Here is a 23,921-nt window from a genome sequence, read left to right as displayed (position 1 = left end):
CGGGCCCCGGCGGTTACAGCGGCCAGTCGCGGGCCGCGCCGCACAGGCCGGCGAAGCCCGCGAGGACGCGCAGCTCCGCGACCGAGCGGGGCGCCGCGACCACCAGCCCCGGCGCGTAGACCAGCGCCGCCACCACCTGGGCGCGCGACAGCGCAACGTTCAACCGGTTGCGCGACAGGACGAAGTCCAGCCCGCGGGCCGCCTCGGCGCCGCTCGACACCGTCATCGAGCAGATGACGGCCGGGGCCTCCTGGCCCTGGAAGCGGTCGACCGTGCCCACCCGGACGTCGGCCATCCCGGCGTCCGACAGCGCTTGGCGCAGCGCGCGGACCTGGAGGTTGTAGGGGGCGACGACCATGACGTCGGTACCGGTGATCTCGCGCTCGGCCGTCGCGCCGGGCTCCCGGAACGAGCGGCCGATCAGCCGCGCCGCCATGGCCACCACCGCCTCGACCTCCTCGGGGCTGTGCGTGGTGCGCCCGTGGTGCGGCACCGGATGGCGGTACAGCCCGGCCTCGACCCCGCTCATGGTTCGCTCGGCCGCGCTGGGGTGGGCGTGCAGCAGCCCCCGGTAGGACAGCCGCGACACCGGCGCGCACACAGCGGGGTGCATGCGGCGGGTCTGGTCCAGGAAGTAGCCGCGCCCGGCGTCGATGATCTCCTCGCCGCCGACCAGGTGCTCCAGCGCCGACGCCGCCGCGCCCTCGCCGTGGGTGCCCTGCACGACCTGCGGGAGTTGCTGGGGGTCGCCCAGGAGTACGACGTTGCGCGCCGCCGCCGACACGGCGAGGGTGTCGGCGAGCGCGAACTGCCCGGCCTCGTCGATGATCAGCACGTCGAACGGGTCGACGCTGACCGCGTTGTTGGCGAAGTTCCACGCGGTCCCGCCGACCAGGTGGCCGCCGCTCTGCCCGGCGCGCCACGCCAGCAGGTTCGGGATGGTCTTGGGCTGGTCCCAGGCGGCGCCGGGGTCGGGCTTGCCCGAGGGGCGCTTGGCGCAGGGGATCTCGGTCCCGGCGAGGCGCCCGGCCTTCATTGCGGCCGCCAGGACGTTCTCGATGGCCTTGTGGCTGGTCGAGCACACCCCCACGCTGCGGCCGGCCGCCACCAGGTGCGTGATGAGCCGCCCGGCCAGGTAGGTCTTTCCCGCGCCGGGCGGGCCCTGCACCGCGAGGTAGGAGGAGTCGAGGGCGTCGACCGCCGCGATGACGGCCGCGACGGGGTCGCCGCCGTGCTCGGCCGGGCCGGCCAGGGCGCCGCCGCCGCGCATCCGGGGCGGGTCGCGGCGCAGCAGGTCCAGCGCGGCGGAGTCGGGCAGGCCGGGCAGTGCGGCCACGGCCTCCTCGGTGAGCGACAGCAGCGCGGTGTCCTTGGGCGACGCCTTCACCGGCGCGCCGGGCAGCACGGCGGTCGGGACGCGGGCGTAGCGGTCGCCGGGGTCGGCGGTCTCGACCAGGGTGATGCGCCTGCCGTCGGCCTTCTCGACGGTGGCGTCGACGGCGTCGGCGGCCTGCCCCGGCGGCCCGGGGTAGAGCAGCCGCACCTTGTCGCCGGTGGTGAAGGGGTGCGGACGCGCGGGGTCGGCGTGCGCCTCCAGCTCCCGGCGCGCCTTGCGCTGGCGCCCCTCCGGGTCCTGCCACTCCCCCGCGCGCAGGCGCACGGGCACGAGGCACCCGGTGTCGGCCTCCAGCTCCTCCATGGGCGCCGCCAGCCGGCGGAAGTACTCCCACCACGAGGGGTTCTCCTCGCGCCGGTAGTAGCCGGCCAGCGCGGCGAGGAGCGCACGCGCGCCCTGGGCGGTATCGCGCTCCTGCGCCTCGGCGGGGACGCCGTCGAGCAGCGGGTCGGTGACGGCGCGCAGCCGCGCCTCGGCCTCCTCCTTGCGCAGCCGCCGCTCGGCGGCGCGCTCGCTCTCGTCCTCGGTGACCAGTTCCCCCGTCCCGTAGGGGCGGGCGCGGATGCCGCGCTCCGTCCGGCGGTCCTCCAGCCAGTCGCGCAGCCGGGCGGTCGACACGCAGTCGTCGCGGTTGTAGGCGGCGATGCCGTCGAGGACCTTCTCCGCGCGCTCGGTGTCGCCCGACTCGGCCGCCGACACGGCCTCGGCGTAGGCGTCGATGCTGGAGGTGGCGGTGGTGACCTCGCCGCCGCGCCCGCTGTCGAGGTAGAGCGGTTCGAGGTACTTGATGGAGTAGGAGCGCTGCGACACCCGCAGGCTCTTCTTGACCACGGTGTAGAGGTCGATCAGCCTGCGGTCGCGCAGCAGCGTGTCGACCTCGGTCTCGCGGGTGCCGAACGTCGCGGCGAGCAGCTTCAGCCGGTCGGCCTCGTAGGAGGCGTAGTGGTAGACGTGGGCGTCGGGGTCGGCGTCGATCCGCGCCACGGCGAAGTCCACGAACCCTTGGAACGCCGCCTTCTCCTGGGCCCGGTCGTGCGCCCAGAAGGCGTGGAAGCGGTCGCCGCCGCCCTCCTCCTCGGTCGTCGCGCCGAACAGGTACTCCAGGCCGCGGCCGTCCTCGCCCTCGTAGTAGGGGAAGCCCTCCATGTCGAAGAACACGTCGCCGGGGCTGGGCGCCGGGAGCGACGCCAGCCCTTCGTCGGCGTAGACCTCGGCGATGACCTCGCCGGTGGGGTCGGCGGCCGTGCGGGTGGCGTCCTGGCGGACCTGGATCGCCGCCTGGGCGCGCAGCCGGTCGTAGGAGTGGCGCGGCAGCAGGGCGGGCCGGTCGTCGTCGGCGGCCACGGCGAGCAGGTCGATGCTGTCGATCCCGGCGTCGGCGAGCCGGCGCGCCTGGTCGGTGCGGATCCCGGCGACAAGGGACAGGTGCCGGGCCGCCGTCCTGCCTTCGGTGCACCAGGCGGCGTAGCCGCACCGGTCGCAGCCCGGGCGCGGCTCGCCCCACAGCGGCGCGGGCAGGGCGGGGTCCGACCGCAGCCGGGCGACCAGGCGGTCGCGCACGGTGCCGAGGATGGGGGTGAACTCGGCGACGCGGTGGGTGTGCACCCGGTGGTCGCCGGTCAGCAGGTGCATGCGCTCGGGCGGCGCGGACACGACCCGGCCCAGCGCGTCGGCGTAGGCCGACAACTGGAGGATCGCCGACGGCCCGGGGTGGCGGGCCAGCTTGGTGTCCCACGGCTCGTACCCGGCGGGCGCGCCGGAGTCGATCCGGCCGGTCGCGGGGTCCGCCCGGGTGCTGATGAGGAAGTCGGCGCGGCCGTGGAACGCGATGCCCGGAGCGAGCGGCTCGTAGAACGACCCCTGGTAGACGACGGGGGCGCCGGCGTCCATGGCCGCGGCGGTGGCGTCGGCGGCGGCACGCAGCGCGGAATCGGTGGGCTCGGGGTTGTCGACGCACACGACACCGGCGCCGAACAGGCCCTGGAGCCGCTCCAGTTCGGCGCGCTCGTGCGCGTCGCCCTGGCGCGCCACGAGCGGGTCGATGTCGGCGGGCGCCGGCGCGCCCTCGACACCGGCGGCGAGGGCGGTCTTCAGCGCACTGCGGTGGTCGCACTCCATGGTGTCGACAAGGTCGGTGGGCGAGATCACCCAATCCGATGCGGTGCGGAACACCCGTGCCTCCCTCCCCACGCCGACCGTTGGCGGCATTCTGCCACTTCGGCACCGCGCGGTCGGGGAGGCCGCGGTGCCGGACGCGCGTGGGGCCCGCCGCGAACGGCGGGCCCCACGCGAGGGGAGGGGGGAAGGGGGTGCGGTCAGCTCACGACCTGATAGTCGACGTCGGCGACGCCCTGGCCCGCCGAGGCGATCTTGGTGAAGGACGCGGTCGACAGGTCCAGGCAGCGGCCGTCGACGTAGGGGCCGCGGTCGTTGATGCGGACCGTGACGCTCTTGCCGTTGTCGGGGTTGGTGACCTTGACCATGGTGTCCATCGGCAGGGTCTTGTGCGCGGCGGTCATGGCGCTGGGGTCGAACTGCTCGCCGCTCGCTGTGGGCTGCGGCTCGCTGTACATCGACATCTCGCAGCTCCCGCTCTCGCCGCTGGGGGTGAGATCGGACCCGCCGCCACCGCTGCTCTGCGGCTGCTCGTCGGGCTCCTGCTTCTCCTGCTTCTTGGACTCCTTCGCCTGGGCGTCGACCGCCTGGTTCGCCTGCTTGGTGGCGGAGTCGCGCTTCTGCTGGGCGGCGTCGTCCTTCTTCGGGGCGGGCGAGGAGGGTGCCGCCGGTGCGGCGGTCTGGGCTTCGGGTGGCCCTGCCGCGGCGTTGCTCGCCGCGTTCCCGGGGTCGCCGACCAGCTCGCCGCCGACGGCGGCGGCCCCGGCGGTGCCGCCGGTGACGAGGACGGCACCGGCGGCGGCGGTGAGGACGATCAGGCGTTTGGACTTGATGCGCTCGACAAGCGCGGGCGTGTGTCGGCCCACAGCGAAGGGTCCTTTGAACGGGGACAGGGAGGCGCGCTCGCATCCCGCTCGCGGGCGGGGTGTCGGCCAGTGCGCTACGACGCCCGGAGTCATGGGGCGAGGCGTCGTGTGCGGTCTGAGCTGGAATGGTCTCGAAGACCGCCGCGACCGAGAGTAACCATCACAGGAGGGTCACGACGACGGTTTTGGGCAGATTGTGGAACTAATCACGTGGTTATCGCGTTACGTTCCTTTTATCTCCCTCTGGGTAGTCGTGGTGATCTTTGCGGCGATTGCGCCTAAAATCCGGGTTCGACCGATTTCGAACCGGACTACACCAGTGTCTACCGCCCCAACCGGCACCCGGTCAACTGATTGCGCGGATTTTACCTTAGCCCTGGTGTGCGACCCGCCGCCCGGTGATCCCGAAATCCTAACGATCGAGGGCGTGCCGCATCGTCGGAAGCCCGGCCGGGAACAGCTCGGCCACCGGGTCGGCCAGGGCGACACCGCTCAGCGACGCCACGGTGCGCGCCAACTCCGGCGTGTTGAGATGCCCGCCGACCGCGCGGATCGCGCCGCGCAGCGCCGTACGCACCTCGGCGCCCCGCGCCAGCACGGCGTACCGCGCCGCCACCGCGGGCGTGCGCGACTGGCCGGCGGCGCAGTGCAGCAGCACCCGCTTGCCCTCGGCCCGCATGGCGGCGACCATCCGCGCCGCGTCGTCCAGCACGAACGCCAGGTTCGGGTTGGCGCCCTGCCGGTCGAACAGCCACACGTCGGAGCGGTCCGCCGGCCGCAGGTGCGCGGGGCCGTCCTCGGTGCCCTGCCGGCACAGCGACACGACGGCCTCGGCGTCCGCGCAGGCACGGGCGAAGGGCATGTTGCACAGGACGACACCGGGATCGTCGGGGTGCGCCACCCGGAACGGGACCACCAGGTGCGGGTCGGCGCCGGGGTCGTTGCTCCGCTGTTCGGGCCAGGTGCCGGGGTCGCTGCCGCGCAGCGCAGTCAGCGCGCTGCCGATGAACGCGCGCGGCGCCGCCTCCTCGGAGAGCCGCCGCTGCGCGTCGAGCGGTATCCCGGACGCGCCCCAGCGCGCCCCCGCCAGTGCGCCGGCGTACATCGCGGCGTCCCACCCGCCGCGCCCGCCGGGGTCCCCGTGCCCGTTGCCGCCGCGGACCGCACGGTCTAGCGCGTGGGCGCGGTGCACGGCGCCCACGAGGTGCCCGCACGGGAACGACCCGCGCGCCGGGTCGTCCGGCGGGACCGGGGCCTCGGCGGCGGCCCGCAGCGCGACCTGCGCGGGGTGGCTCCCCTCCCCCGCCCGGACGGGCGGTGCGGTGTCGCCTGCGACGAGGGCGCGCAGGGCGAGCGCCCAAGAGCGCTCGGCGTCGCCGTCCACGGCCCCGGCAACGGCGCCGGGGTCGCCGATGCGCTCCAGCACGGCGCGAACCAGGTGTCCCGGGTGCGCGGTGCCGTGGTCGGCGCCGGTCCCGGCCCCGAGGAGGCCGGCCGCCGCCCGGGTCGGCGCACCGGCGATCACGAGTGCCGCGGCCGCTCCCAGCAGGGCACCGGCGGCGCGGTCCTCACGGGGGTCGGGAATGTGGGACCGGCGTCCGGTCGCGTTCAAATCCATCCTCCAGTCGGCAGGGATCGGCGGCATGCGGGAGCCTGCCCACCCCTGCGGAGGCGCCAACGCCCGCCGCCGATACGGTCCGGACCCGCCGGGAAACGGCCCGCGCCGACCGACGTCAGTCCCTTTTCGGACGGTTCGTCGGTGCTTATCGCACTCGTGCCCGAAAGGCTGTCGGGGCGCCGGGGCCGCGGCAGGGCCCTCAGGTCCACCAGATGAGGTAGGCGGCGATCAGGATCAGCGTCCACAGCGGCCAGAAGCGCAGCACCAGCAGGACGGCGAGTTCGTGGCCGGGCGAGTAGGAGAGGGCTTCGGCGACGTGGAATCGGGTGGGGTCGCGTCGGCGGTACCGCAGACCGACCTCCTGTCCGAGGAGGACACCGTCGCCTACGGACAGGTGCGCGCAGGTCTCCTGGACGACCCGGCCCTTCTTCGTGGTGAAGCGCACGGCGAACCGTTGGGCCGTGTACTCGACGGTCCTGATGGACGTCTGGCCCCGGCGCGACCACAGGGGCTGCACCTGCCGCGTTTCGGACACCTGCTCCGGCCAGATCTCGGTGACCACGCCGCGGGTACGGCGGCCCACCGCGTGGTCCCACCACTCGTGGAACCCCTGCGCGAGGTGGGAGACCGTGGCCGCGAACGCGATGAGCGGTGCCACCGCCACGACCGCCGCCAGGGTGAGCAGGCCGTCGGGCCACGCGTCGCCGGGGCCGAGAAGACCGGTGAGCCATCCTTCGCGGACCTCGGGCAGGAACACCGTAAGTACGAGCAGGCCCGTTCCGATGAGGAACAGCGCAGCGGCGCTGGTGACCCTCCGCACCGGCGGCCGCGTCGCCGCCCCCTCCGTTCCCACCACGACCGCGGCCCCGGGGTCGCCGGGCGGGTAGCGCACTTCGACGGTGCGGCCGGGGCGCGGGTGCAGCGAACCCGTCGGCTTGGTGTAGGTGAGACGCTTCATTCCGCCCTCGGCCAGGGGGAACGACATCAGGAACTCCCGGCTGCACACACCGTGGTCGTTGCGCCCCACCGAGGACACCCACTCGACCAGGCCCTCGACGCGATGCCCCTGGGACCGCAGCCGCCGCGCCAGGGACACGCGCCGTACTACCGGGACACCGCGCCACAGCCCGACGGCAATGAGCACCACACCCGCGGCACCGAAGAACCAGAAGTCCACATGTCCCCTTCCGCGCGCCGAGGAAGGCGCCCGCACCTTCGAGTCCGCAAGGGGCCAGGTGGTTCCATCGTGCGCATGCGCCCGCCGCGCCCTCGCGGGGGGTGCGGTCACCGACCGCCGGACAGGGTCTCGCGGATGGTGCGCAGGGCCCGGATCAGCTCGGCGGACTCTGCCGCGGAGAGTCCGGTGGACTCCGGTGCGTTGAACGCCGCGACGCCGGGCAGCACGCGGTCGAGGAGCGCGCGCCCCGCCGCGGTGATCCGCAGCCCCGCCCGGCGGCCGCGCCCGCCAGGCCCTTCGCGCTCCACCAGGCCGCCCCCGATCAGCCCCGTCGCGACCTCGCCGAGGCTCTGCGGGCGCACATTGACGGCGCGCGCCAGGTCGGCCTGGCTGAGGTCGTCGTCGCCATCGGCGAGCGAGGCCAGCACGCCGAACTGGATCGGGGTGAGCCCGACGGCGCCGAAGACCTCGGTGAATCCGCGCGCGACAGCGTAGGAGGTCTGGATCAGCTCCCACAGCGGAAGTTCGGGTTCGCCCTCGGCCCACGTCCCCTCGCCGGGACGCGGGTCACCCATTGCGGGTCCCCGCCAGCGGGCGGCCCAGCCGCGCGGCCGCGGTGATCGTCGGCAGCGCGATCCGGGCGGCCCGGGTCCCCATGGGTGTCGCGAGCCGGTGCACCCAGCGCAGCGGCTGCATGGACGTGCGCACGGCGTCGCCGGCGTAGCCGTTCATCCGGCCCTGGAAGCGGTGGACCGCCAGCGGGATGGTGGACTCCCCGTCCCGCACGCGGGCGAGTTCCCCGGCGAGGACGTCGGCGTCGCGGATCGCCGTGGCCGCGGCGCGGCCCCCGGTGGGCGGCATGGCGTGCACGGCGTCGCCCAGCGCCGTCGCGGGGCCGGCCGGCCAGGGGGTGAGGTCGGCGGCGGGGTCGGCGGCGTGGAAGCCGAAGAACGCCGTGGTCTCGGGGGCCGCGGCGCGGACCAGGGCGCGCACCGACCCGTCCCAGCCCCGCAGGAGCGCGTCGGTGGCCCGGATCAGCCCGGCGCCGTCGAGCCCCCGGCAGCCGGGCGGGTAGGTGCGGTCCGGCGCCATCAGGCCCCAGATCAGCGACGGGGGTTCGGTGATCGCCGCGACCTGTGTGCAGGTGGCGGGGTCGACCATGGGACGTGCGTCCGGGTCGTGGCGGGTGAGGAACAGCCCGATCCCGCCCGGGCCGAACGCCAGCGCCGGTCCAGCGGCCAGCAGATCGGGGACGAGGTCCCGGGTCTCGGCGGTCAGTGGGGTGCGGCCGGCGATACCGCTGACTCCGGCCGGGGCCGAGGTCGGCCGCCCGGCGAGCGCAGCGGCGACGCGTGAGCCCGCGCCGTCGGCGCCCACGAGCAGGTCGGCGCGGTCGGTGCCGCCGTCGGCGAAGTGCGCGGTGACCGTGCCGTCGGGGTGCACCTCATGGCCGGTGAACTCCGAACCCCAGTGCAGCGCGTCATCGAGGCCGTGGGCCAGCAGCCGCCGCAGCGGGATCCGGCCGATCATCAGGGTCTCCGCCGAGCGGTCCGTCGGATCGGCGAACATCAGGCGCATGCGGTGGTCGGCGACGGCGAAGCGGGTGAACGCCTGCGGCCCTGCTGAGCTGGCCAGCAAGGCCTGGTAGTGGGCCGGGGCGAGGTGGCGGCGCAGCGCTTCACAGGCCGTCCCGTCGAGCTGGAGCCGGTACCCGCCCGTGGCCTCGGCGGCGCGGTCGCGCTCGTGCACGGCCACGTCGATGCCCGAGCGGCGGAGCGCCTGGGCGAGGGTCAACCCACCCATCCCCGCGCCGATCACGATGACCTTCACGATCCACCTCACAATCAGGAACCTGATACTTGACTATAAGGTACCTGATAATTCCGGCCGGGAGTCCATTTCCGGGGCCTGGCCACCTCATGCGCGCGGCCTTCCGGGCATCGTGGCCCTGCGGGGTCCCCCTCGAAGAGGGCCCACGCTCACCGACCTGTAAGACCGGCAGGAGGGAACAGGCCGCCGGCACACGCGTCCGCAAGCGGATCACTGATCGGAACGGCCGGCCGGCGGCCTGCCTGTCGGCCTTCAGCCCTCAGGAGCGCCGGCCTCGCCGCGCCTAACGGCGCACCGGATACATGAGGTGCAGGGCGCGCCGGCCCTGGATGGCGACCGGGTCCTCCAACATGACGTGCCCGCCCTCAAGCGCGGAGAAGTAGGGAACGCCGTCGCCGAACAGCACCGGCACGAGACTGACGCAGACCTCATCGACCAGGCCGAGGGCGAGCGCCTGCTGTGTCACGCTCGCGCTGGCGATGACGACGTCCTTGGCGCCGGCGATCTCCCTGGCCCGACCGACCGCCTCCCGCACTCCGCCGGCGAAGGTCGTCCTCGGCCACTTCTCGGCGGCGTCTTCGGGCGGGCGGTGGGTGACCACGACGACGGGCGCGTCGGCGGGGTGCTGGTCGTTCCAGCCGCCGGCGATGTCGAACAGGCGCCGACCGGCGATCAGCGCGCCGGTGTTCTCCGTCAGGCGCCGCCATGCCTGCGCCCCCGCATCGTCAACCGCGAACGAGACGTCCTCGTTGGGGTTCGGTACGGAGGTGTCCCCGGCGTGGTACCAGTCGAACAGTTCGCCGACCTGGTCATCCGGCTGGGCGATGTAGCCGTCCAGGGACATTGTCATATGGCTGAAGATCTTGCCCATCGCGGTCGTGCTCACCTTCTGCTGCGGTCTTCCATGGGCCGGTGGAGCGCGCGGCCCACCGGTATCCGTGTCAGGGGGTGTAGACCGGTTCTGGGGGCCAGACTCATCGCGCCGGGCCACGGCAGAGGAGCGGCTTCTCGGGGTCGCCGCTCGCCATCAGCCCTGGTGGCCTGCACCAGGGTGCCGGTCACCTCACAAACCGGCTGGTTGTCGTGGCGGATGAACACGCTGGAGATCACGTCGATACCGCGCAGGTCGACCACGTACCGCCCGTCGGGCAGGTGCCAGGCGGCGGGCGGTGGCGTTCGACGCCTGCGGACGGGGCGGCGTCACGCAGGGGCAGCGAGCGGCGGGTGCTCGAGCACGCGCGGCGTGTACTCGACCAGCTGGATGCGGCCGTCGAAGGTCCGGTGCCCGATCATTTCGAGGGCGACGTCCGGGTAGCCGTCGTAGATGCGTTCTGCACCCGTGGCCCCGGTGATCACCGGGAACATCCCGACCCGGAAGCGGTCGACGAGTCCGGCCCGCAGCAGGGACCGGCACAGGCTGAGGCTGCCGATCGTGCTGAGGAGCCCCGAGCCGTTCTCCTTCATGGCGCGGACCGTCTCGACGGCGTCGTCGCGGATGAGCGTGGAGTTGGCCCATGTCAGTGGCTCCTTGAGCGAGGAGGAGAACACCACCTTGGACGCCTGCGTGAGCTCGTCGACGGACGCCTCTTCTTCGGCCCTGAACGCGTCTTGGCCATTCGGGACCTCCCCGGCGGCGAAGCCTGACATCTGGCGGTAGGTGTTCGCTCCCATTAGGTAGGTGACCTCGGGCTGCTCACCGAGCCAAGCGAGGTACTCCGGGCCTTCGAGGCCCCAGAACCCGGGCCAGCCCTCTCCCGACGCGTAGCCGTCGAGGGAGGTGATGAAGTCGACGAGAAGCTCTGACATGGCTGTGTCCTTTCCTCGGGTGTCACGAGTTTGGACCGGCCGCGGGCCGCGAACTCATCGGGTCCGTTCGGTTGTCTCGATGACAGGTCGGCCATGGAGCACCACGACCTACGCCGACCCGGCCGAACGGCTTACCGGAATCCTGCTCACCCCAGGTCGGGATGTCCACCCCGGATTCGGCGTGGCTCATCCACGACTTCTGGACCACGCTCTACCAGACGATCGACGGCTGAGGCCGCGCCCGGGCGCGGCCTCAGGCCAGGAGTTCGCGGGCGAGGGCGCCGCTCCACCACTGCTCGATCCGGTCGGGGTGCCAGCCGCGCTCCGTCGTGAGCGTGCTGTAGACGTCGATGTTGCACAGCGCCGCGTAGACGTCGACGGCAGCGGTCACGTCGGTCCCCGGCCGGAGGACACCGGGCGGCCAGGACGAGAACGTCTGCACCCGGGTCTCGTCGGCCCGCCGGCGCGCCTCGACGTAGAGCGTCGCCAGCTCGGGCTCTGTGCGGCCGGCGTCGCGCAGCAGCACGATGACGTCGCCGGCGCGCTCGTACAGGCGCCGGTCGAAGCCCGCCATCGCCGCGAGCTGGCTCCTGGGGTCGGCCTCCTCCCCCTCCAGTTCGGCCAGCATCCGCGGGACGTCGGCCGACAGCCCCGCGGCGTCGGCCAGGGCCCACACCAGCCCCTTCTTGTGCTCGTAGGCCGCGTAGACGGTCGGTACGGACACCCCGGCGTCGCGCGCGACGTCGCGGATCGTCGTGGCCGCCCAGCCGTTGGCGACGAAGAGCCGGAGGGCCGCGCGGGCGATCTCGGCCCGGGTCTCCTGCGCCTGCATCGTCCGGCGCAGCGAGTCGTAGCGGCGCCTGCCTGTCTCTGCACTCATGATTGCCCTTTTGGATTACTGCTATCTATATTGAATATATGCAACGAAAACTTAAATCTGGTAGGCCCGCCGCCATGACCTTCTCCCGGGTCTGCGGCTTCAGCGGCATCGGCTTCGTCATCATGATCGTCCTCGGCAACGCGGTCCTCGTCCCCGCCGGGCTGCCCCTCACCGGCGCCGCGCCCCGCGAGGCCGCCGCGTTCTTCGGAACGCAGCAGGGCGCCGTCGCCCTCTCCAGCGCACTCACGCCCGCAGCCTGGGTGCTCGCCACCTTGTTCGGCGCCGGTGCGGTCGCGGCGCTGTGGCCCGTTGAGCGCGAACGCGGCGAAGCGTGGTCCCTGGTCGGGTTCGCCGGCCTGATCTTGCAGAACAGCGCCTTCGCCGGGGTCATCGCGCTCCGGCTCGCGCTGGCCGAGGCGGCGCACGACGGCTCGGCGGTCGAGGCTCTCTGGGCGCTGGAGGAGGCGCTGTTCACCCTCAACGGCACCTTCCTCGCGGTCGCCCTCACCGGACTGTCCATCGGCGGTGCGCGCGCGGGCCTGACCCCCCGCTGGCACGCCGGGCTGGGGCTGCTGTCGGCCGCGCTCAACTTCGCCTCGGCCACCCTCACCCCGCTGGTCATGGAGCACGGCCAACTCTACGGACTCGTCGGCCTCTCCGGCTGGCTGCTGTGGGCCGCCTGGCTCGTCGGCTACGGCGTGATCCTGATCCGCCACGAGCCCCGCCCGGTCACCGCGTGACCCGGCGGTCCCCCGCACGCGGCGCCGTCGGCCGCAACGGTGCGCCCGCCGCCTACCGGACGGCGATCGCCGTCCGGAGCCCGCAGGTCACGACGTGGTGCGTGCCACCCCGCTGTGGGTCCGCGCAGCGGCGAGGTAGCGGTCGGCCAGCACCGAGGCGACCGCGGCCGAGGGGCAGAGCGGGGCCGCGACCGCATCGGCCCCCGCCGTGCCCAGGCGCCGGTGGAAGACGCCCGGTGCGAGCAGCCACGGGGAGACGCACACCCTGCGGTGCCCGCGGGCGCGCAGGTCGGCGACCGCGTCGGCGACCCCGGGCGTCCCCACGGCGATGAACGCCGGGCGGACGGTTCCCGGCAGCGCCGCCGCGACGGCGTCGGCCGCCTCGCCCGCCTGCGCCGCCGCTGCGGGGTCGCTCGACCCCGCGGCGGCGAGGACGACGGCGTCGCCGGGCCGCCACCCGGCGCCCGCCAGCCGCCGCACCGCCGTCCGCACCAGGGCCGGGTGCGTGCCGAGCGCGGGGGCGACGGCGATGTCGCCGCGGCCGGCACGCTCCAGTTGGGCGGGGATGTCCGCGCGGACGTGGTACCCGGCGGCGAGGAACGCGGGGACCAGCACCGCCGGCCCCGCCAGGCGCGCCGCGACCTGCGCCACATCGGGGGAGAGCACGTCGGCGAACGCCAGCCGCACCGCGACCCGCCGCGCGTCCGGGTCGCCGGGCGGGCGCTCCGGCCCGTTCAGCAGCGCGGCCGTGCTCCGGGCGAGCCCGCGCGCCACAGCGGCGCCCGCGGGGTCGCGCGTGCCGTGCACGGCGAGCAGCAGCGCCGGGGCCGCCACGTCAGCGCTCCTCGGGCGGGCAGTCGGCGGTGTCCAACGCCAGCCGGTACCCGCGCTTCACCACGGTCTGGATGATCCGCGGCGCGCCGAGCCCGCTGCGCAGCCGGGCCACCGCCGTCTCCACCGCGTGCGCGTCGGCGTCGGCGCCCAGCGCCGGGAGCAGGTCGGCGCGGGGGCACACCCGCCCGGGGCGGCGGGCGAGCACGCGCAGGACGCGCATCAGCGCGGGCGAGAGCGGACGCAGCTCGCCGTCCACCACCGCGGCCTGCCCGCGCAGCCGCACCCGGTGCCCCGCGGCGGCGAGCGCGGGACTGCGCTCGGGCAGCTCCTCGGCGAGGTGCTTGACCAGGGCGCCGATCCGGGCGCGGACCGGCCACACCGTGGGGATGTCGCGGTCCATCAGCGGGGCGGCCGTCACCGGGCCGACGCACATGGCCAGCACGTCGCCGCGCAGCGCCCGCTCCAGCGGCCCGGCCCCGCCGGTGCGCGCCGCACGCTCCAGCAGCCCCGCCGCGGCCGGTGCGCTGGTGAACGTCACCGCGTCCACCTGGCCCGCTGCGACGGCGTCGATGAGCCGGTCGAGCGCGTCGACGTCCTCGGGCACCGTCCACCGGTACACCGGCACCTCGATGACCTCGGCACCGGCCAGGCGCAGCGCCGCGCAGAAGTCCGGCAGCGGCTCCCCGTGCAGCTGGACCGCCACCCGCAGCCCCGCCACGCCGCCGTCGAGCAGGTAGTCCAGGACCTCGCTGGAGGACTCCGACGGCGGCGACCACTCCTCGGTCAGCCCGGCGGCGCGGATCGCCCCCTTCGCCTTGGGGCCGCGCGCCAGCACCCGGGACGCGCCGATCGCGGCGAGCAGCGGCGCCGCCTGCCCCCACGTCTCGCACGCCTCGATCCACCCGCGGAAGCCGATCCCCGTGGTCGCGACGACCACGTCGGCCGGGTGCTCGGCGAGGGCGCGGGACACGTCGGCGAGCCTGCGGTCGTCGCTCAGCGGGACGATGCGCAGGGCCGGCGCGCACACGACCGCCGCGCCCTTGCGGCGCAGCAGGGCCGCGAGCTCGTCGGCGCGCCGCGCGGCGGTCACCGCGACGGTGAACCCGGCGAGCGGAGCGGGGCTGTCCGGCCGCGCCGCCCGCGGCCGCGGAGCCGCGGTCGCCGCCGGGCTCACCGGCCGCCGTCCGGCCGGGCGGCGACCTCGACGACGCCGTCGCGCTCCTCGACGTCGAACACCGCGACCCGCACCTCCGGGTCGTCCAGGCACACCCCGGTGCGCAGCGAGTACACCTGCTTGAGCATCGGGGACGCGACGGTGGGCTCGCCCGCGCGGTCGCCGACGATGCCGCGCGACAGAACGGCGGCGCCGCTGAACGGGTCGACGTTGTCCAGGGCGTACAGCGCGCCGTCGCCGGTGCGGAACACGGCGGCCTGCGACCCGTCGGGCAGCAGCAGCGCCACACCCCGCTCGGTGGTGACCCGGTGCGCCGGGCAGGCGGCGCCCCGCTCGACGGCGGTCCGCGGTGGCACGGTGGTGGAGAGCGTCATGGCGATCAGACCTTTGCGTGGTCGGGGCGGACGGGCAGGCCGAGGTCGACCGGGCCGAGGGGCACCGGCTGGCCGCGCTCGGTGCCGAACGCGATGGTGGGATCGGGCGCGTCGGGCGCGTTGGCGAAGGACACGAACCGGGCGAGCTTGTGCGGGTCGTCCAGGACGCCGCGCCATTCGTCGGCGTAGGTGTCGACGTGTCGGGCGACGGCGGCCTCCAGGTCGGCGCCGATGCCGAGGCTGTCGTCGACGACGACCGCCCGCAGGTGGTCGAGCCCGCCGTCCAACCCCTCGATCCACGCCGCGGTGCGCTGGAGGCGGTCGGCGGTGCGGATGTAGAACATCAGGAACCGGTCGACGCAGCGGATGAGGGTGTCGTGGTCGACGTCGGCGACCAGCAGTTCGGCGTGGCGCGGCGTGAAACCGCCGTTCCCGCCGACGTAGAGGTTCCAGCCGTGCTCGGTCGCGATCACCCCGATGTCCTTGCCGCGCGCCTCGGCGCACTCCCGGGCGCATCCCGACACCCCGGCCTTGATCTTGTGCGGGGCGCGCAGCCCCCGGTACCGGGTCTCCAGCTCGACGGCGAGGCCGACCGAGTCCTGCACCCCGTAGCGGCACCACGACGAGCCGACGCACGACTTGACCGTGCGCAGCGCCTTCCCGTACGCGTGCCCCGATTCGAACCCGGCCTCGACCAGCCGCCCCCAGATCGCGGGGAGCTGCTCGACCCGCGCGCCCAGCAGGTCGATCCGCTGCCCGCCGGTGATCTTGGTGTACAGGCCGAAGTCGCGGGCCACCTCGCCGATGACGATGAGCCGCTCCGGCGTGATCTCCCCGCCGGGGATGCGCGGCACTACCGAGTAGCTGCCGTTGCGCTGGATGTTGGCGAGGAAGTGGTCGTTGGTGTCCTGGAGGGCCGCCTGCTCGCCGTCGAGGATGTGCCCGCCGCCCAGCGACGCCAGGATCGACGCGACCGCGGGCTTGCACACGTCGCAGCCGCGCCCCCGCCCGTGCGCGGCGAGCAGCGCCGAGAAGGTGGTGATGCCCGTTGCGCGGACGATCTCCAGCAGCTCGGCGCGCGTGTGCGCGAAGTGCTCGCACAGCGCCGCGGACTGCGCCACGCCCGAGGCCGCGAGCAGCTTCGTCAGCATCGGCACGCAGGAGCCGCAGCTCGTCCCGGCCCGGGTGCACCCCTTGACCGACGCGACGTCGGCGGCCCCCTCGCTGATGGCGGCGCGCACCGCGCCCTTGGTCACCGCGTTGCAGGAGCAGATCTGGGCGTCGTCCGGCAGCGCGTCGACGCCCACTCCCCCGCCGCCGCGGCTGGGCGCGATCAGGTCCAGCGGGTCGCCGGGCAGCTCCCTGCCGACCAGCGGGCGCAGCCCCGCGTAGGCGGACGCGTCGCCCACCAGCACCCCGCCGAGCAGGGTCCGCGCGTCGTCGGAGACCACGAGTTTGGCGTAGCGGCCGCCCGGGGCGTCGTTGAGGACGACCTCCAGCGCGCCCTCGGTGCGGGCGTGCCCGTCGCCGAAGGACGCCACATCGATGCCGAGGAGCTTGAGCTTGGTGGAGGTGTCGGCGGAACCGAACTCCGCGCGCCCGCCGAGCACCCGGTCGGCGGCGACCTCGGCCATGGCGTTCCCGGGGGCGACCAGCCCGTAGACGGTGCCGTCGACACTGGCGCACTCGCCCACCGCGAAGATCGCGGGGTCGCCGGTGCGGCACGCCGCGTCGACGGCGACGCCCCCGCGCGGGCCGAGGGCGAGGCCGGCGTCGCGGGCCAGCGCGTCGCGCGGCCGGATGCCGACGGCGAACACCACGAGGTCGGCGTCGAGGGCGCCGTCGCCGAGCAGCACACGGCGCACGCGCCCGTCGTCGCCCGCGACCACGCCGCTCACCCCCGCCCCGGTGTGCACCCCGGCCCCTGTGCCGGAGATCAGCCGCCCCAGCAGCGCGCCGCCGCCCTCGTCGACCTGGGCGGGCATCAGCCACGGCGCCATCTCCACCACGTTGGCGCGCACCCCCAGGCGGCGCAGGGCATCGGCGGCTTCGAGCCCGAGGAGCCCACCGCCGATCACCGCGGCGGTGCGCGCACCGGCGGCGTCGGCGGCGATGGACTCCAGGTCGGCGATCGTCCGGTAGACGTGGCAGCCGGGCAGGTCGTTGCCTGGGACGGGCGGCACGAACGCGGCGGACCCGGTGGCGAGGACGAGGGCGTCGTAGCCCAGGACCGCGCCGGCCGAGGTCGTCACAGTCCGGGCGGAGCGGTCGATGGCGGTCGCTGTCTCGCCGAGGCGCAGCGCGACGCCGCGGCGGGCGAGGTCGGGCAGCCGCAGCTCCGCTTCGCCGCGGTCGAAGAAGGCCGACAGCGCCACCCGGTCGTAGGCGGGGCGGGGCTCCTCCCCGACAACGGTCACCTGCCAGGCGTCGCCGCCGTCCCGGTCGCGAACGGCTTCGGCGACCCGGTGCCCTACCATTCCGTAGCCGAGGACAAGGAGTCGTCTCATGCGCGGTCGGTCTCCTCAACGGGGATCGGCGGCGGGCGCGCCGTAGAGCGGCGGCACCCGTGCGGACGCCTCCCAGGCAACAGGGACGGTGTTTCGCCGCGGTCAGCCGTTCGTGTCGGCGGCGTTTCGTTGTCCTGTCACCGCAGATCGCGCAGGCGTGAACGGACCTGGGCAGCCGCACCCCGGGCGAAGGGGGTGCGGGACGCGAACGGCGAGACGCCGAGGGGGTGTGCGGCACGCCCCTGGCGCCCTGGGGCGAAGGGGGTGGGTTGCGCGTCCCTGGTGTCCTGGGGTGCAGGGGGTGTGCGGCGCGTGCCTGGTGTCCTACGGAGGGGATGGGTTGCCGTCGCGGTTGCTTCGCGCCGCCGGATGCTTCGCAATCGCGACGGCAGCCATCCTCTGTCCGCCTGTCCGCTGGAGGCTCCGCACGCGCCTACTGCGCCCGCTTCGCGGCGTATCGCGCAGCGGGGGCCCGCGTCGTCAGGGGGCGTCGGTCCACACGACCTCACCGTCGTCCCACCGCTCGGTGCGGTGCAGGCCGATCGCCCGCGCGACCCCTTCGGAGGCCGCGTTGTCGGGGTGGATGTGCGCCGTGATGCGCCGCACGCCGTGCTCGCGCAGCCACACCACCAGGGCGCGCGACGCCCGCGTGGCGATACCGCGCCCCTGCCACGGGGCGCCCACCATCCACGCGACAACGGCCGACGGCCCGCCGTGCCCCGGCCCGACGGTGGCCTGGACGAAGCCGGCCGCGTCGCCGTCCGCCGTGCGGACGATCCAGTTGAACCAGCGCACGCTCAACTCGGGCGAGCCCTTGACCAGCCACTCGTAGCGCGTGCGGAGGTGCTCGGCCGTGGGCGGCGAACCCCCGATGTACTGGTACAGCGACGGATCGGCCAGCACGCCCGCCATCTCCTCGGCGTGCTCCACCGTGAGCGGTTCCAGGCTGAGGTCGGGGCCGCAGGAGGGCGGCACCTCGGAGAACGTGCGGGTCGCGGGTCGCATGCCGCCACTCTGAGCGGCCGATCACCGGCGCGCAAGCGCAGCGCCCCGCGAGTCGCCATCGCGCTTCCGGACCGCCCGGAAATGAGTTCGCACCACGCGTACCGCCGGGTGCCGAGGGCATCCTTCCCCAGCGGGCCCGGCCTGGGCCGGGCTGGGGAGGATCCGCCGGGGGCGATGAGTTCCGCGCGCCACGGCGGTCTAGCCGGTGTACGGCCGCGATCACGAACCCGCCGGGTAGCCGAGCAGTAAGGGAGCACCGAATGCAGGAGTCCACCACGGGCGCGGCAGCGCCGGAACTCGTCACGTGCGAGCAGACCGCGACGGCGGTCGTCCGCGGCACCGTCACTATGGACGGGATCACGGAGTTCTTCGACCGCTCCTTCGGCGCGCTGCCTCCCGCGATCGCCGCACAGGGCGCCGCCATCACCGGGCCCGCGTTCGGCCGCTACGACGGCGAGCCCGCCGACACGATCGACATCGAGGTGGGGTTCACCGTCGACCGCGAGATCCGCCCGGACGGCGACGTCGTCCCCGGGTCGCTCCCCGCGGGGCGCGCCGCCCGGCTGCTCCACTCCGGTGCCTTCGACGGCCTCGACGCCTCGTGGGAGCGGCTGCGCGCCTGGATCGAGGGCCATGGGCTGACACCTGCCACCATGCGCTGGGAGTGCTACGTCACCGAACCCACACCGGACATGGACCCCCGCGACCTCCGCGTCGAACTCACCTGGCCGGTGTCCGACTGAGCGGGGCGTGCGGACCCGCTCGATCCGCGCCACCTCCGTCACTGCCGCCGATCCCCGTTGGATCAGGAGAGGGATACGCCCATGGGGCAGCCGGTGCCGGACGACCTCCTGCGGCGCGCGGGCGTGCTGCTGCTGGAGGGTGGCGTGCCCGAGGAGTACCGCCGGTGGGCGGATGCATGGCTCGGACACGTCCGGTGCCATCAAGGCCGATGGCGCCCGGCCGGTCCGGCGCCGCCCACCGCGCCCGGCGGGCCGCGCCTTGGTTAACATCCGGGTGTGACCACCCAGGAGAACGACGCCTTCCGCGATGCCGTGCGCCGCGCCGACGTCGCATGGCACGCGGGCGGCCTCGACGCCCTGCGCCGCCGGCCGGGGTCCTTCGGCCGCCTCCTCCGGCACGACGACCCCCGGGTCCGGTACCTGGGTCTGGTCCGGCTCGGCGAGCGCACCGCGTCGGCGCTCGACCCCGTCGAGGCCGCCGAGCTCGCGGCCCTGCTGCCGGACCGCCTGCCGGGACCGCCCGAGGAGGCGCTCGTCCTGGCCGGCCTCTACGAACGGCTGGGACGGCACGTCGCGCGGCCCTGGCCGTCGTGGCGCACCGCGGGACTGCCCGTCCGGGTGCAGATCGCCTGGCTGCGCGCCGAGATCCACGACGATCCCGCCACCGTCCGGCGCGAACCCCCGGGAGAGCTGCTCTACCAGGCGGTGCGCGGGATCGAGGGCGCTGCGGCGCACCGCCTGCCGGACCTCGTGGCCGAGCTCGCCGCGGGCGGCGACCCGGTGCTGCGCGCCGAGGTGCCGCGCCTGGCCCGCCACGGCCTGCACGCGGGGCTCCTGGCCCCCGCCGTGGTCCGCCGCCACCTCACCGACCTGCTCGGGTCCGCCGACGCCGAGGTCGCCGCCGCGGCACTGGGCGAGCTCGCCGAACCGTGGGCGGCACTCGACCCGCTGCCGTCGGCGCGCATGTCGCGGTTCCTCACCGCCGAATCCGCGTCCGACCACCCCGAGGCGGCCGACACCGCGCTGACCGCCGCGGTCCGCCACGGGCACAGCGGTGTGCTGCGCGACGCCATCGGCGAGCCCGGACTGCCGCCGGGGCTGCGGCGGCGCGCACTGGAACTCCTCGGCGACCTCGCGGGCCGCGGCGACATCGGCGAGGTCACCGCCATCGCCGCCGAGGACCCCCTCCTGTTCGGCGCGGCAGCGGTGACATGCCTGCGCGGCCTGCACCGGCGCGGGCACTTCCCCGACGACGGCGACGTCCCGCCCATCGTCGCCCTGGCCCTCGCCGACCACTCCATCCCGCCCCGTGATGTCGCGACGGTCCTGTTCACCTGCCGCCACGCGCTGTTCAGCACGCTGACGGACGCGCCGCCCGGCGACCCCCATTGGCGGCGCCGCCTCGCGCTGCTCGTCGCGCTCGCGCGGCAGGGAACGGGCGACGTGCCGATCGGCGACGCCGTGACCCGCATGCTCCCGCTCGCGCCGGACCCCGGCCCGTTCCTCGCCGCGATCCGCGACCTGCGCCACACCGGAGCTGAGGACGCCGTCCTCGCCGTGCTGCCCGCGGCGCCCGAAGGGGCCCTCGCCGCGCTGGAGGCCGTCGGCGGCCCGGCGACGGCGGCGGCGCTGCGCGACGGGCTCGGCCTCACCGCCGCCCAGGGCGCCGGGCCGATCGCACCCCATCTGCGCGCGGTCCGCACCGGGGCCCTCGCACTGCTGTGGCAGCTGACCGAGGACCCCGGGGAGCGGCGCGCCATCGTCGCCCGCCTCGACCCCGGCGACCTGCCGGCCGCCGTCGCGGCCGACCTCGGCGGGCCCGACGCGCACGAAGTGGCGCTGCTGACCGCCCACCTCGATCCCGACGAGCCCGTGGCGGCCCTGCGCCGGCTCGCCGCGCACGGCGGCGCCGCCGAACTGCCGACGATCGCCGACCTGCTGCTGCGCATCGCGTCCGAGGCGGCGGCAGCGGCCGAACCGGGCGCGGCCGAGACCCGTGGCGCGAGCCCCCAGGCCGAACCCGAGGTCCCCGAAGAAGTCCTCGACGCCGTGCGCGCGATGGGCCGCCGCCTGCACGAACGGGCGCGGATCCGGCCGTCCTGCCTGCTCGACGCGGCGAACGCGCAGGAGGCCGGCGACGCCCTTGCCGCGACCCTGGCGCTGGACCTGCTCGACCGCCCCGGCCTGTCCAGCGGGGAGCAGGCCGTCCTGCTCGGACTGCTGCTGCGGGTCCCGTCGCAGCGCACCCGCGCCCGCGTCCACCGCCTGCTGCGCCACCGCGACCGGCACGTGCGCAAGCGCGCGATCGCGCTGCTCGCCCGCGACACCTCCGGCGACGACGCGCGGGCGCTGTCCGCCTCCGCGATCGCGCTGACCGCGGCGCGCGACGTGCCCACCGTGCGGCAGGCGCTGCTCGCCCTCGGCCGTGCGCGCGCCCACTGGGCCGCCGGAGCGATCACCGCCTGCCTCGACCACCCGAACATGAACGTCAAGAAGACCGCCGCAACGGTGCTGGCCGACACCGGCACTCCCGCGGCGGTCCCGGCGCTGCTGGCGTGGCTCGGCCGACACGACAACCCGGGCCTGCGCGCCGGGCTCACCGCGGCGCTGCGCGCGGTCCTCGGTGGCGCGTTCGCCGGGACCCTGCTCGCCGCGGCCGAGCACGCCGACGGACGCGCCCGGGACCTGCTGCTGGCGGGGCTCTGCGGCGCGCTGCCGGCCCGCTCCCTGCTCGCCCTGCACGACCAGGGGTCGCCGGTCGCCCCCGCGTTGCTGGCGCTGGCGGCGGACGGCACGGTCCGGCTCGCCGAGGGGACGGTCGCGGACCTCGCTCCGGCGCTGGCGGCACACGGCATCCCCGCACCGGACGGCGCACCCCGCCCCGCCGACGCGGCGGACGCCGACCTCCGGGCGCTCACCGCGACCGGGTGGGATCCCGAGGCCGCGCTCCGCGTCGCCCGGCGCGCCGAGGCGCCGCCGCCCGACCGGCTCGCCGAACTGCGGCCCCGGCTGGCCGACTGGCTCGCCCTCGCCGCGGCGACCCCCGGCGACCGCCACCGCCTCCTGCGGTTCGCCCTGCTGGTGTGCCCGGACCCCTGGACGGCGGCCGAGATCGCGGCCTTCGCCCGGCACACCGACGCGCTCCTCGCCGCGCTCGCCGCCGCCTCGGGAGACGACCGCGATCCCCTGCTCGCCGTCCTCGAAGCGGTCGCCCCGACCCTGCCGCCGCAGTGGACCCCCGCCATCGCCGGTGCGGTGCGCGCGCTCCCGGACGCGCCCGCGGGACACCGGTCTGCGCTGGCGCTGCTGCGCCGCGCGGGCGCCGTCCTGCGCCGGCCCGACGTCGAGCAGGCACTCGCGGCGGCCCGGCTCGGCGCCAACCCGTGGCAGGCGCAGCCAGCGGTGCTCCGTGAGGCGTTCGACGCGCCCGGGCCGCCCTCAGGCGCCGAAGCCGAGTCGTGGTGCGCAGCGCTGGCCGACGCGGTCGGCACACCGCGGCGCCTCGCGGCGTTCCGCCGCGACAGCGGCGGCGCGGTGGGGGCGCGCGAGCGCCTGGGCGCGCTGGCCGACGCCTACCCCGCGGCGCCCGACGGCGTCCGCGCCGCCCTCCTCGACTGGATGACGGCCCTCCAACCGCTCGACGCGCCGCAGTGGACCATCACCGAGACCGCACGCACCACCGAGGAGCCGCGCCGGGGCGTGCGCCCCGACAGCATCGACCAACCCCGCTCGGCCGGGCAGCGCCGCCGCCTGCTGCGGCTGCTCGACGCCGCCGAACCCGCGCGCAGGGACGCCGCGGCCGTGGTGCTGCTGCGCTGGCCGGAACCCGAGAACCGGCTGCCGGTGCTGCGGGCCTTCCTGCGCGGCCGCGTCGCCGTCCGCGGCACCACCGCGCTGGCCGCCCCGCTGGCGTCGGTCAGCGACGCCGAACTGCGCGGCGGCGAGGTCCGGCACGATCGGGCCGCCGAGGTCGCCGCCGGGCTCGGCCCCCAAGACCTCGCGCGCCGGGTCCCCCTTCTGCTGGAGTGGTGGGAGGCCGATCCGCCCGACATCCGCACGGCGATCGAGCGCGCACTGGCCGCCGTCCCCGCCGATGCGCTCGCCCTGCACCTCGCCGACCGGATCGAGGCGGGCGCCTGGGGCGTCCTCGACCTGCTCGCCGGCCGCCCGCTGCTGCGCACCCCCGTGCTGGAGCGCGCGTGTCGGCGGCTGCGCGAGGAGGGGCGCGCCGATCTCGCCGACCGGCTGCGCATCGTCGAGGGCCCCGTGCGCGCACCGGGCTCCCCCGTCCGGGACACCGCCGCCCTGGTCGCGCCGCGCGAGCGCGCCGAGGGTGCGCCGCACCGGCCCTCCCGGCGCGAACTCCTGGGCCTCGCCCGCACCGGGTCGCCCGAGCAGATCCGCCGCGCCCTCAACCGGATCGCCGAGGAGCACCCCGGGTCCGGCGCCGACCACGACCCGGGCCTGCGCGACCTGATCGAGGAGCTGCTGCACCACGCCAAGCCGAAGGTCCGCCTGCACGCCCACCGGGTCTCGCGGGCGCTCCTCGACCGCAACACCTACCTCGGCCACACGGAGGTGCTGCTCGGCGACCCGCAGCCCGACGTGGTGCGCTCGGCGGTCCGCGTCCTCAGCCACGCGGCGTGGGAACCGGCGATCCCCGCGATAGCGGGGCTGCTGGAGCACCCCCACCACGTCGTCCGCAAGGCGGCGGCCGACGGGCTCGCCCTGATGGGCGCGCCCGCCGTGCCCGTGCTGACCCACACCGCCGCACGCGCCCGGCCCGACCGGCGCCCCGTCTACACCGACGTCCTCGACCGCATCGCCGCCGACGGCCCCGGCAGCGGGTGAGGGAG

Annotated in this window: 17 protein-coding genes; 3 read left to right on the top strand and 14 right to left on the bottom strand. The window is 75.4% G+C overall.

Translation table 11 applies throughout. From position 1 onward, the window contains the following. Positions 1-13: 13 nt before the first annotated feature. The 9 genes from CLV63_RS07430 to CLV63_RS07385 all read right to left on the bottom strand — a co-directional run bounded on the left by CLV63_RS07430 (position 14) and on the right by CLV63_RS07385 (position 11,688). Positions 14-3,568 carry a TM0106 family RecB-like putative nuclease gene (locus tag CLV63_RS07430; RefSeq protein WP_106582176.1) on the bottom strand — a complete coding sequence of 1,185 codons (3,555 nt, stop codon included), beginning with the start codon at positions 3,566-3,568 and terminating at the stop codon, positions 14-16. A gap of 143 nt (positions 3,569-3,711) precedes the next feature. Further along, a complete protein-coding gene (locus tag CLV63_RS34455) occupies positions 3,712-4,377 on the bottom strand; it encodes a septal ring lytic transglycosylase RlpA family protein (RefSeq protein ID WP_245928640.1) in 666 nt (221 codons plus the stop codon). A gap of 412 nt (positions 4,378-4,789) precedes the next feature. Further along, complete coding sequence (locus CLV63_RS07420; RefSeq protein WP_245928639.1) at positions 4,790-5,989, bottom strand: dual specificity protein phosphatase family protein; 1,200 nt, start codon at positions 5,987-5,989, stop codon at positions 4,790-4,792. Between the two features lie 205 nt (positions 5,990-6,194). Then, the gene (locus CLV63_RS07415) at positions 6,195-7,172 is read right to left on the bottom strand and encodes a DUF3592 domain-containing protein (protein WP_106582174.1); all 978 of its coding nucleotides are present in this window, start codon (positions 7,170-7,172) and stop codon (positions 6,195-6,197) included. Positions 7,173-7,279: 107 nt separating this feature from the next. Next, a complete protein-coding gene (locus tag CLV63_RS07410) occupies positions 7,280-7,747 on the bottom strand; it encodes a MarR family winged helix-turn-helix transcriptional regulator (protein WP_106582173.1) in 468 nt (155 codons plus the stop codon). Next, positions 7,740-9,002 carry an FAD-dependent oxidoreductase gene (locus CLV63_RS07405; protein WP_146165518.1) on the bottom strand — a complete coding sequence of 421 codons (1,263 nt, stop codon included), beginning with the start codon at positions 9,000-9,002 and terminating at the stop codon, positions 7,740-7,742. Before CLV63_RS07405 ends, CLV63_RS07410 begins: the two co-directional genes overlap by 8 nt. Positions 9,003-9,285: 283 nt before the next feature. Beyond that, a complete protein-coding gene (locus CLV63_RS07400) occupies positions 9,286-9,888 on the bottom strand; it encodes a dihydrofolate reductase family protein (protein ID WP_211301203.1) in 603 nt (200 codons plus the stop codon). A gap of 314 nt (positions 9,889-10,202) precedes the next feature. Further along, positions 10,203-10,808 (bottom strand): dihydrofolate reductase family protein, encoded by a 606-nt coding sequence (locus CLV63_RS07395; RefSeq protein ID WP_106582170.1) that lies wholly within the window; start codon positions 10,806-10,808, stop codon positions 10,203-10,205. A 253-nt stretch (positions 10,809-11,061) separates the two neighbouring features. Then, positions 11,062-11,688, bottom strand: a complete 627-nt coding sequence (locus tag CLV63_RS07385; protein WP_106582169.1) for a TetR/AcrR family transcriptional regulator — start codon at positions 11,686-11,688, stop codon at positions 11,062-11,064. A 74-nt stretch (positions 11,689-11,762) separates the two neighbouring features. Between CLV63_RS07385 and CLV63_RS07380 the strand changes: the two genes are divergently transcribed. Then, the gene (locus CLV63_RS07380; protein WP_211301202.1) at positions 11,763-12,428 is read left to right on the top strand and encodes a hypothetical protein; all 666 of its coding nucleotides are present in this window, start codon (positions 11,763-11,765) and stop codon (positions 12,426-12,428) included. An 87-nt stretch (positions 12,429-12,515) separates the two neighbouring features. On the opposite strand, the gene CLV63_RS07375 is transcribed toward CLV63_RS07380, so the two are convergent. The 5 genes from CLV63_RS07375 to CLV63_RS07355 all read right to left on the bottom strand — a co-directional run bounded on the left by CLV63_RS07375 (position 12,516) and on the right by CLV63_RS07355 (position 18,322). After that, positions 12,516-13,262: a sirohydrochlorin chelatase gene (locus CLV63_RS07375; RefSeq protein ID WP_106582168.1), complete on the bottom strand. Its 747-nt coding sequence runs from the start codon at positions 13,260-13,262 to the stop codon at positions 12,516-12,518. A 1-nt stretch (position 13,263) separates the two neighbouring features. Then, positions 13,264-14,436: a uroporphyrinogen-III synthase gene (locus tag CLV63_RS07370; protein ID WP_106582167.1), complete on the bottom strand. Its 1,173-nt coding sequence runs from the start codon at positions 14,434-14,436 to the stop codon at positions 13,264-13,266. After that, complete coding sequence (gene nirD, locus CLV63_RS07365; RefSeq protein WP_106582166.1) at positions 14,433-14,810, bottom strand: nitrite reductase small subunit NirD; 378 nt, start codon at positions 14,808-14,810, stop codon at positions 14,433-14,435. The genes CLV63_RS07370 and nirD overlap by 4 nt, the downstream gene beginning before the upstream one ends. Positions 14,811-14,815: 5 nt before the next feature. Then, positions 14,816-17,317 (bottom strand): nitrite reductase large subunit NirB, encoded by a 2,502-nt coding sequence (nirB, locus tag CLV63_RS07360; RefSeq protein WP_106582165.1) that lies wholly within the window; start codon positions 17,315-17,317, stop codon positions 14,816-14,818. A 480-nt stretch (positions 17,318-17,797) separates the two neighbouring features. Continuing rightward, positions 17,798-18,322 carry a GNAT family N-acetyltransferase gene (locus CLV63_RS07355; RefSeq protein ID WP_106582164.1) on the bottom strand — a complete coding sequence of 175 codons (525 nt, stop codon included), beginning with the start codon at positions 18,320-18,322 and terminating at the stop codon, positions 17,798-17,800. Positions 18,323-18,582: 260 nt separating this feature from the next. Between CLV63_RS07355 and CLV63_RS07350 the strand changes: the two genes are divergently transcribed. Together CLV63_RS07350 and CLV63_RS07345 are read left to right on the top strand one after the other, a co-directional pair. Next, a complete protein-coding gene (locus tag CLV63_RS07350; RefSeq protein ID WP_106582163.1) occupies positions 18,583-19,065 on the top strand; it encodes a GyrI-like domain-containing protein in 483 nt (160 codons plus the stop codon). Positions 19,066-19,341: 276 nt separating this feature from the next. Further along, on the top strand, positions 19,342-23,916 hold the full coding sequence (locus CLV63_RS07345) for a HEAT repeat domain-containing protein (RefSeq protein ID WP_106582162.1): 4,575 nt from the start codon (positions 19,342-19,344) through the stop codon (positions 23,914-23,916). Positions 23,917-23,921: the final 5 nt, after the last annotated feature.

The organism is Murinocardiopsis flavida, assembly GCF_003014485.1.
Taxonomy (GTDB): domain Bacteria; phylum Actinomycetota; class Actinomycetes; order Streptosporangiales; family Streptosporangiaceae; genus Murinocardiopsis; species Murinocardiopsis flavida.
Note: the sequence above shows the minus strand (reverse complement) of the source record. Positions and strands in the feature narration are given on the sequence as shown.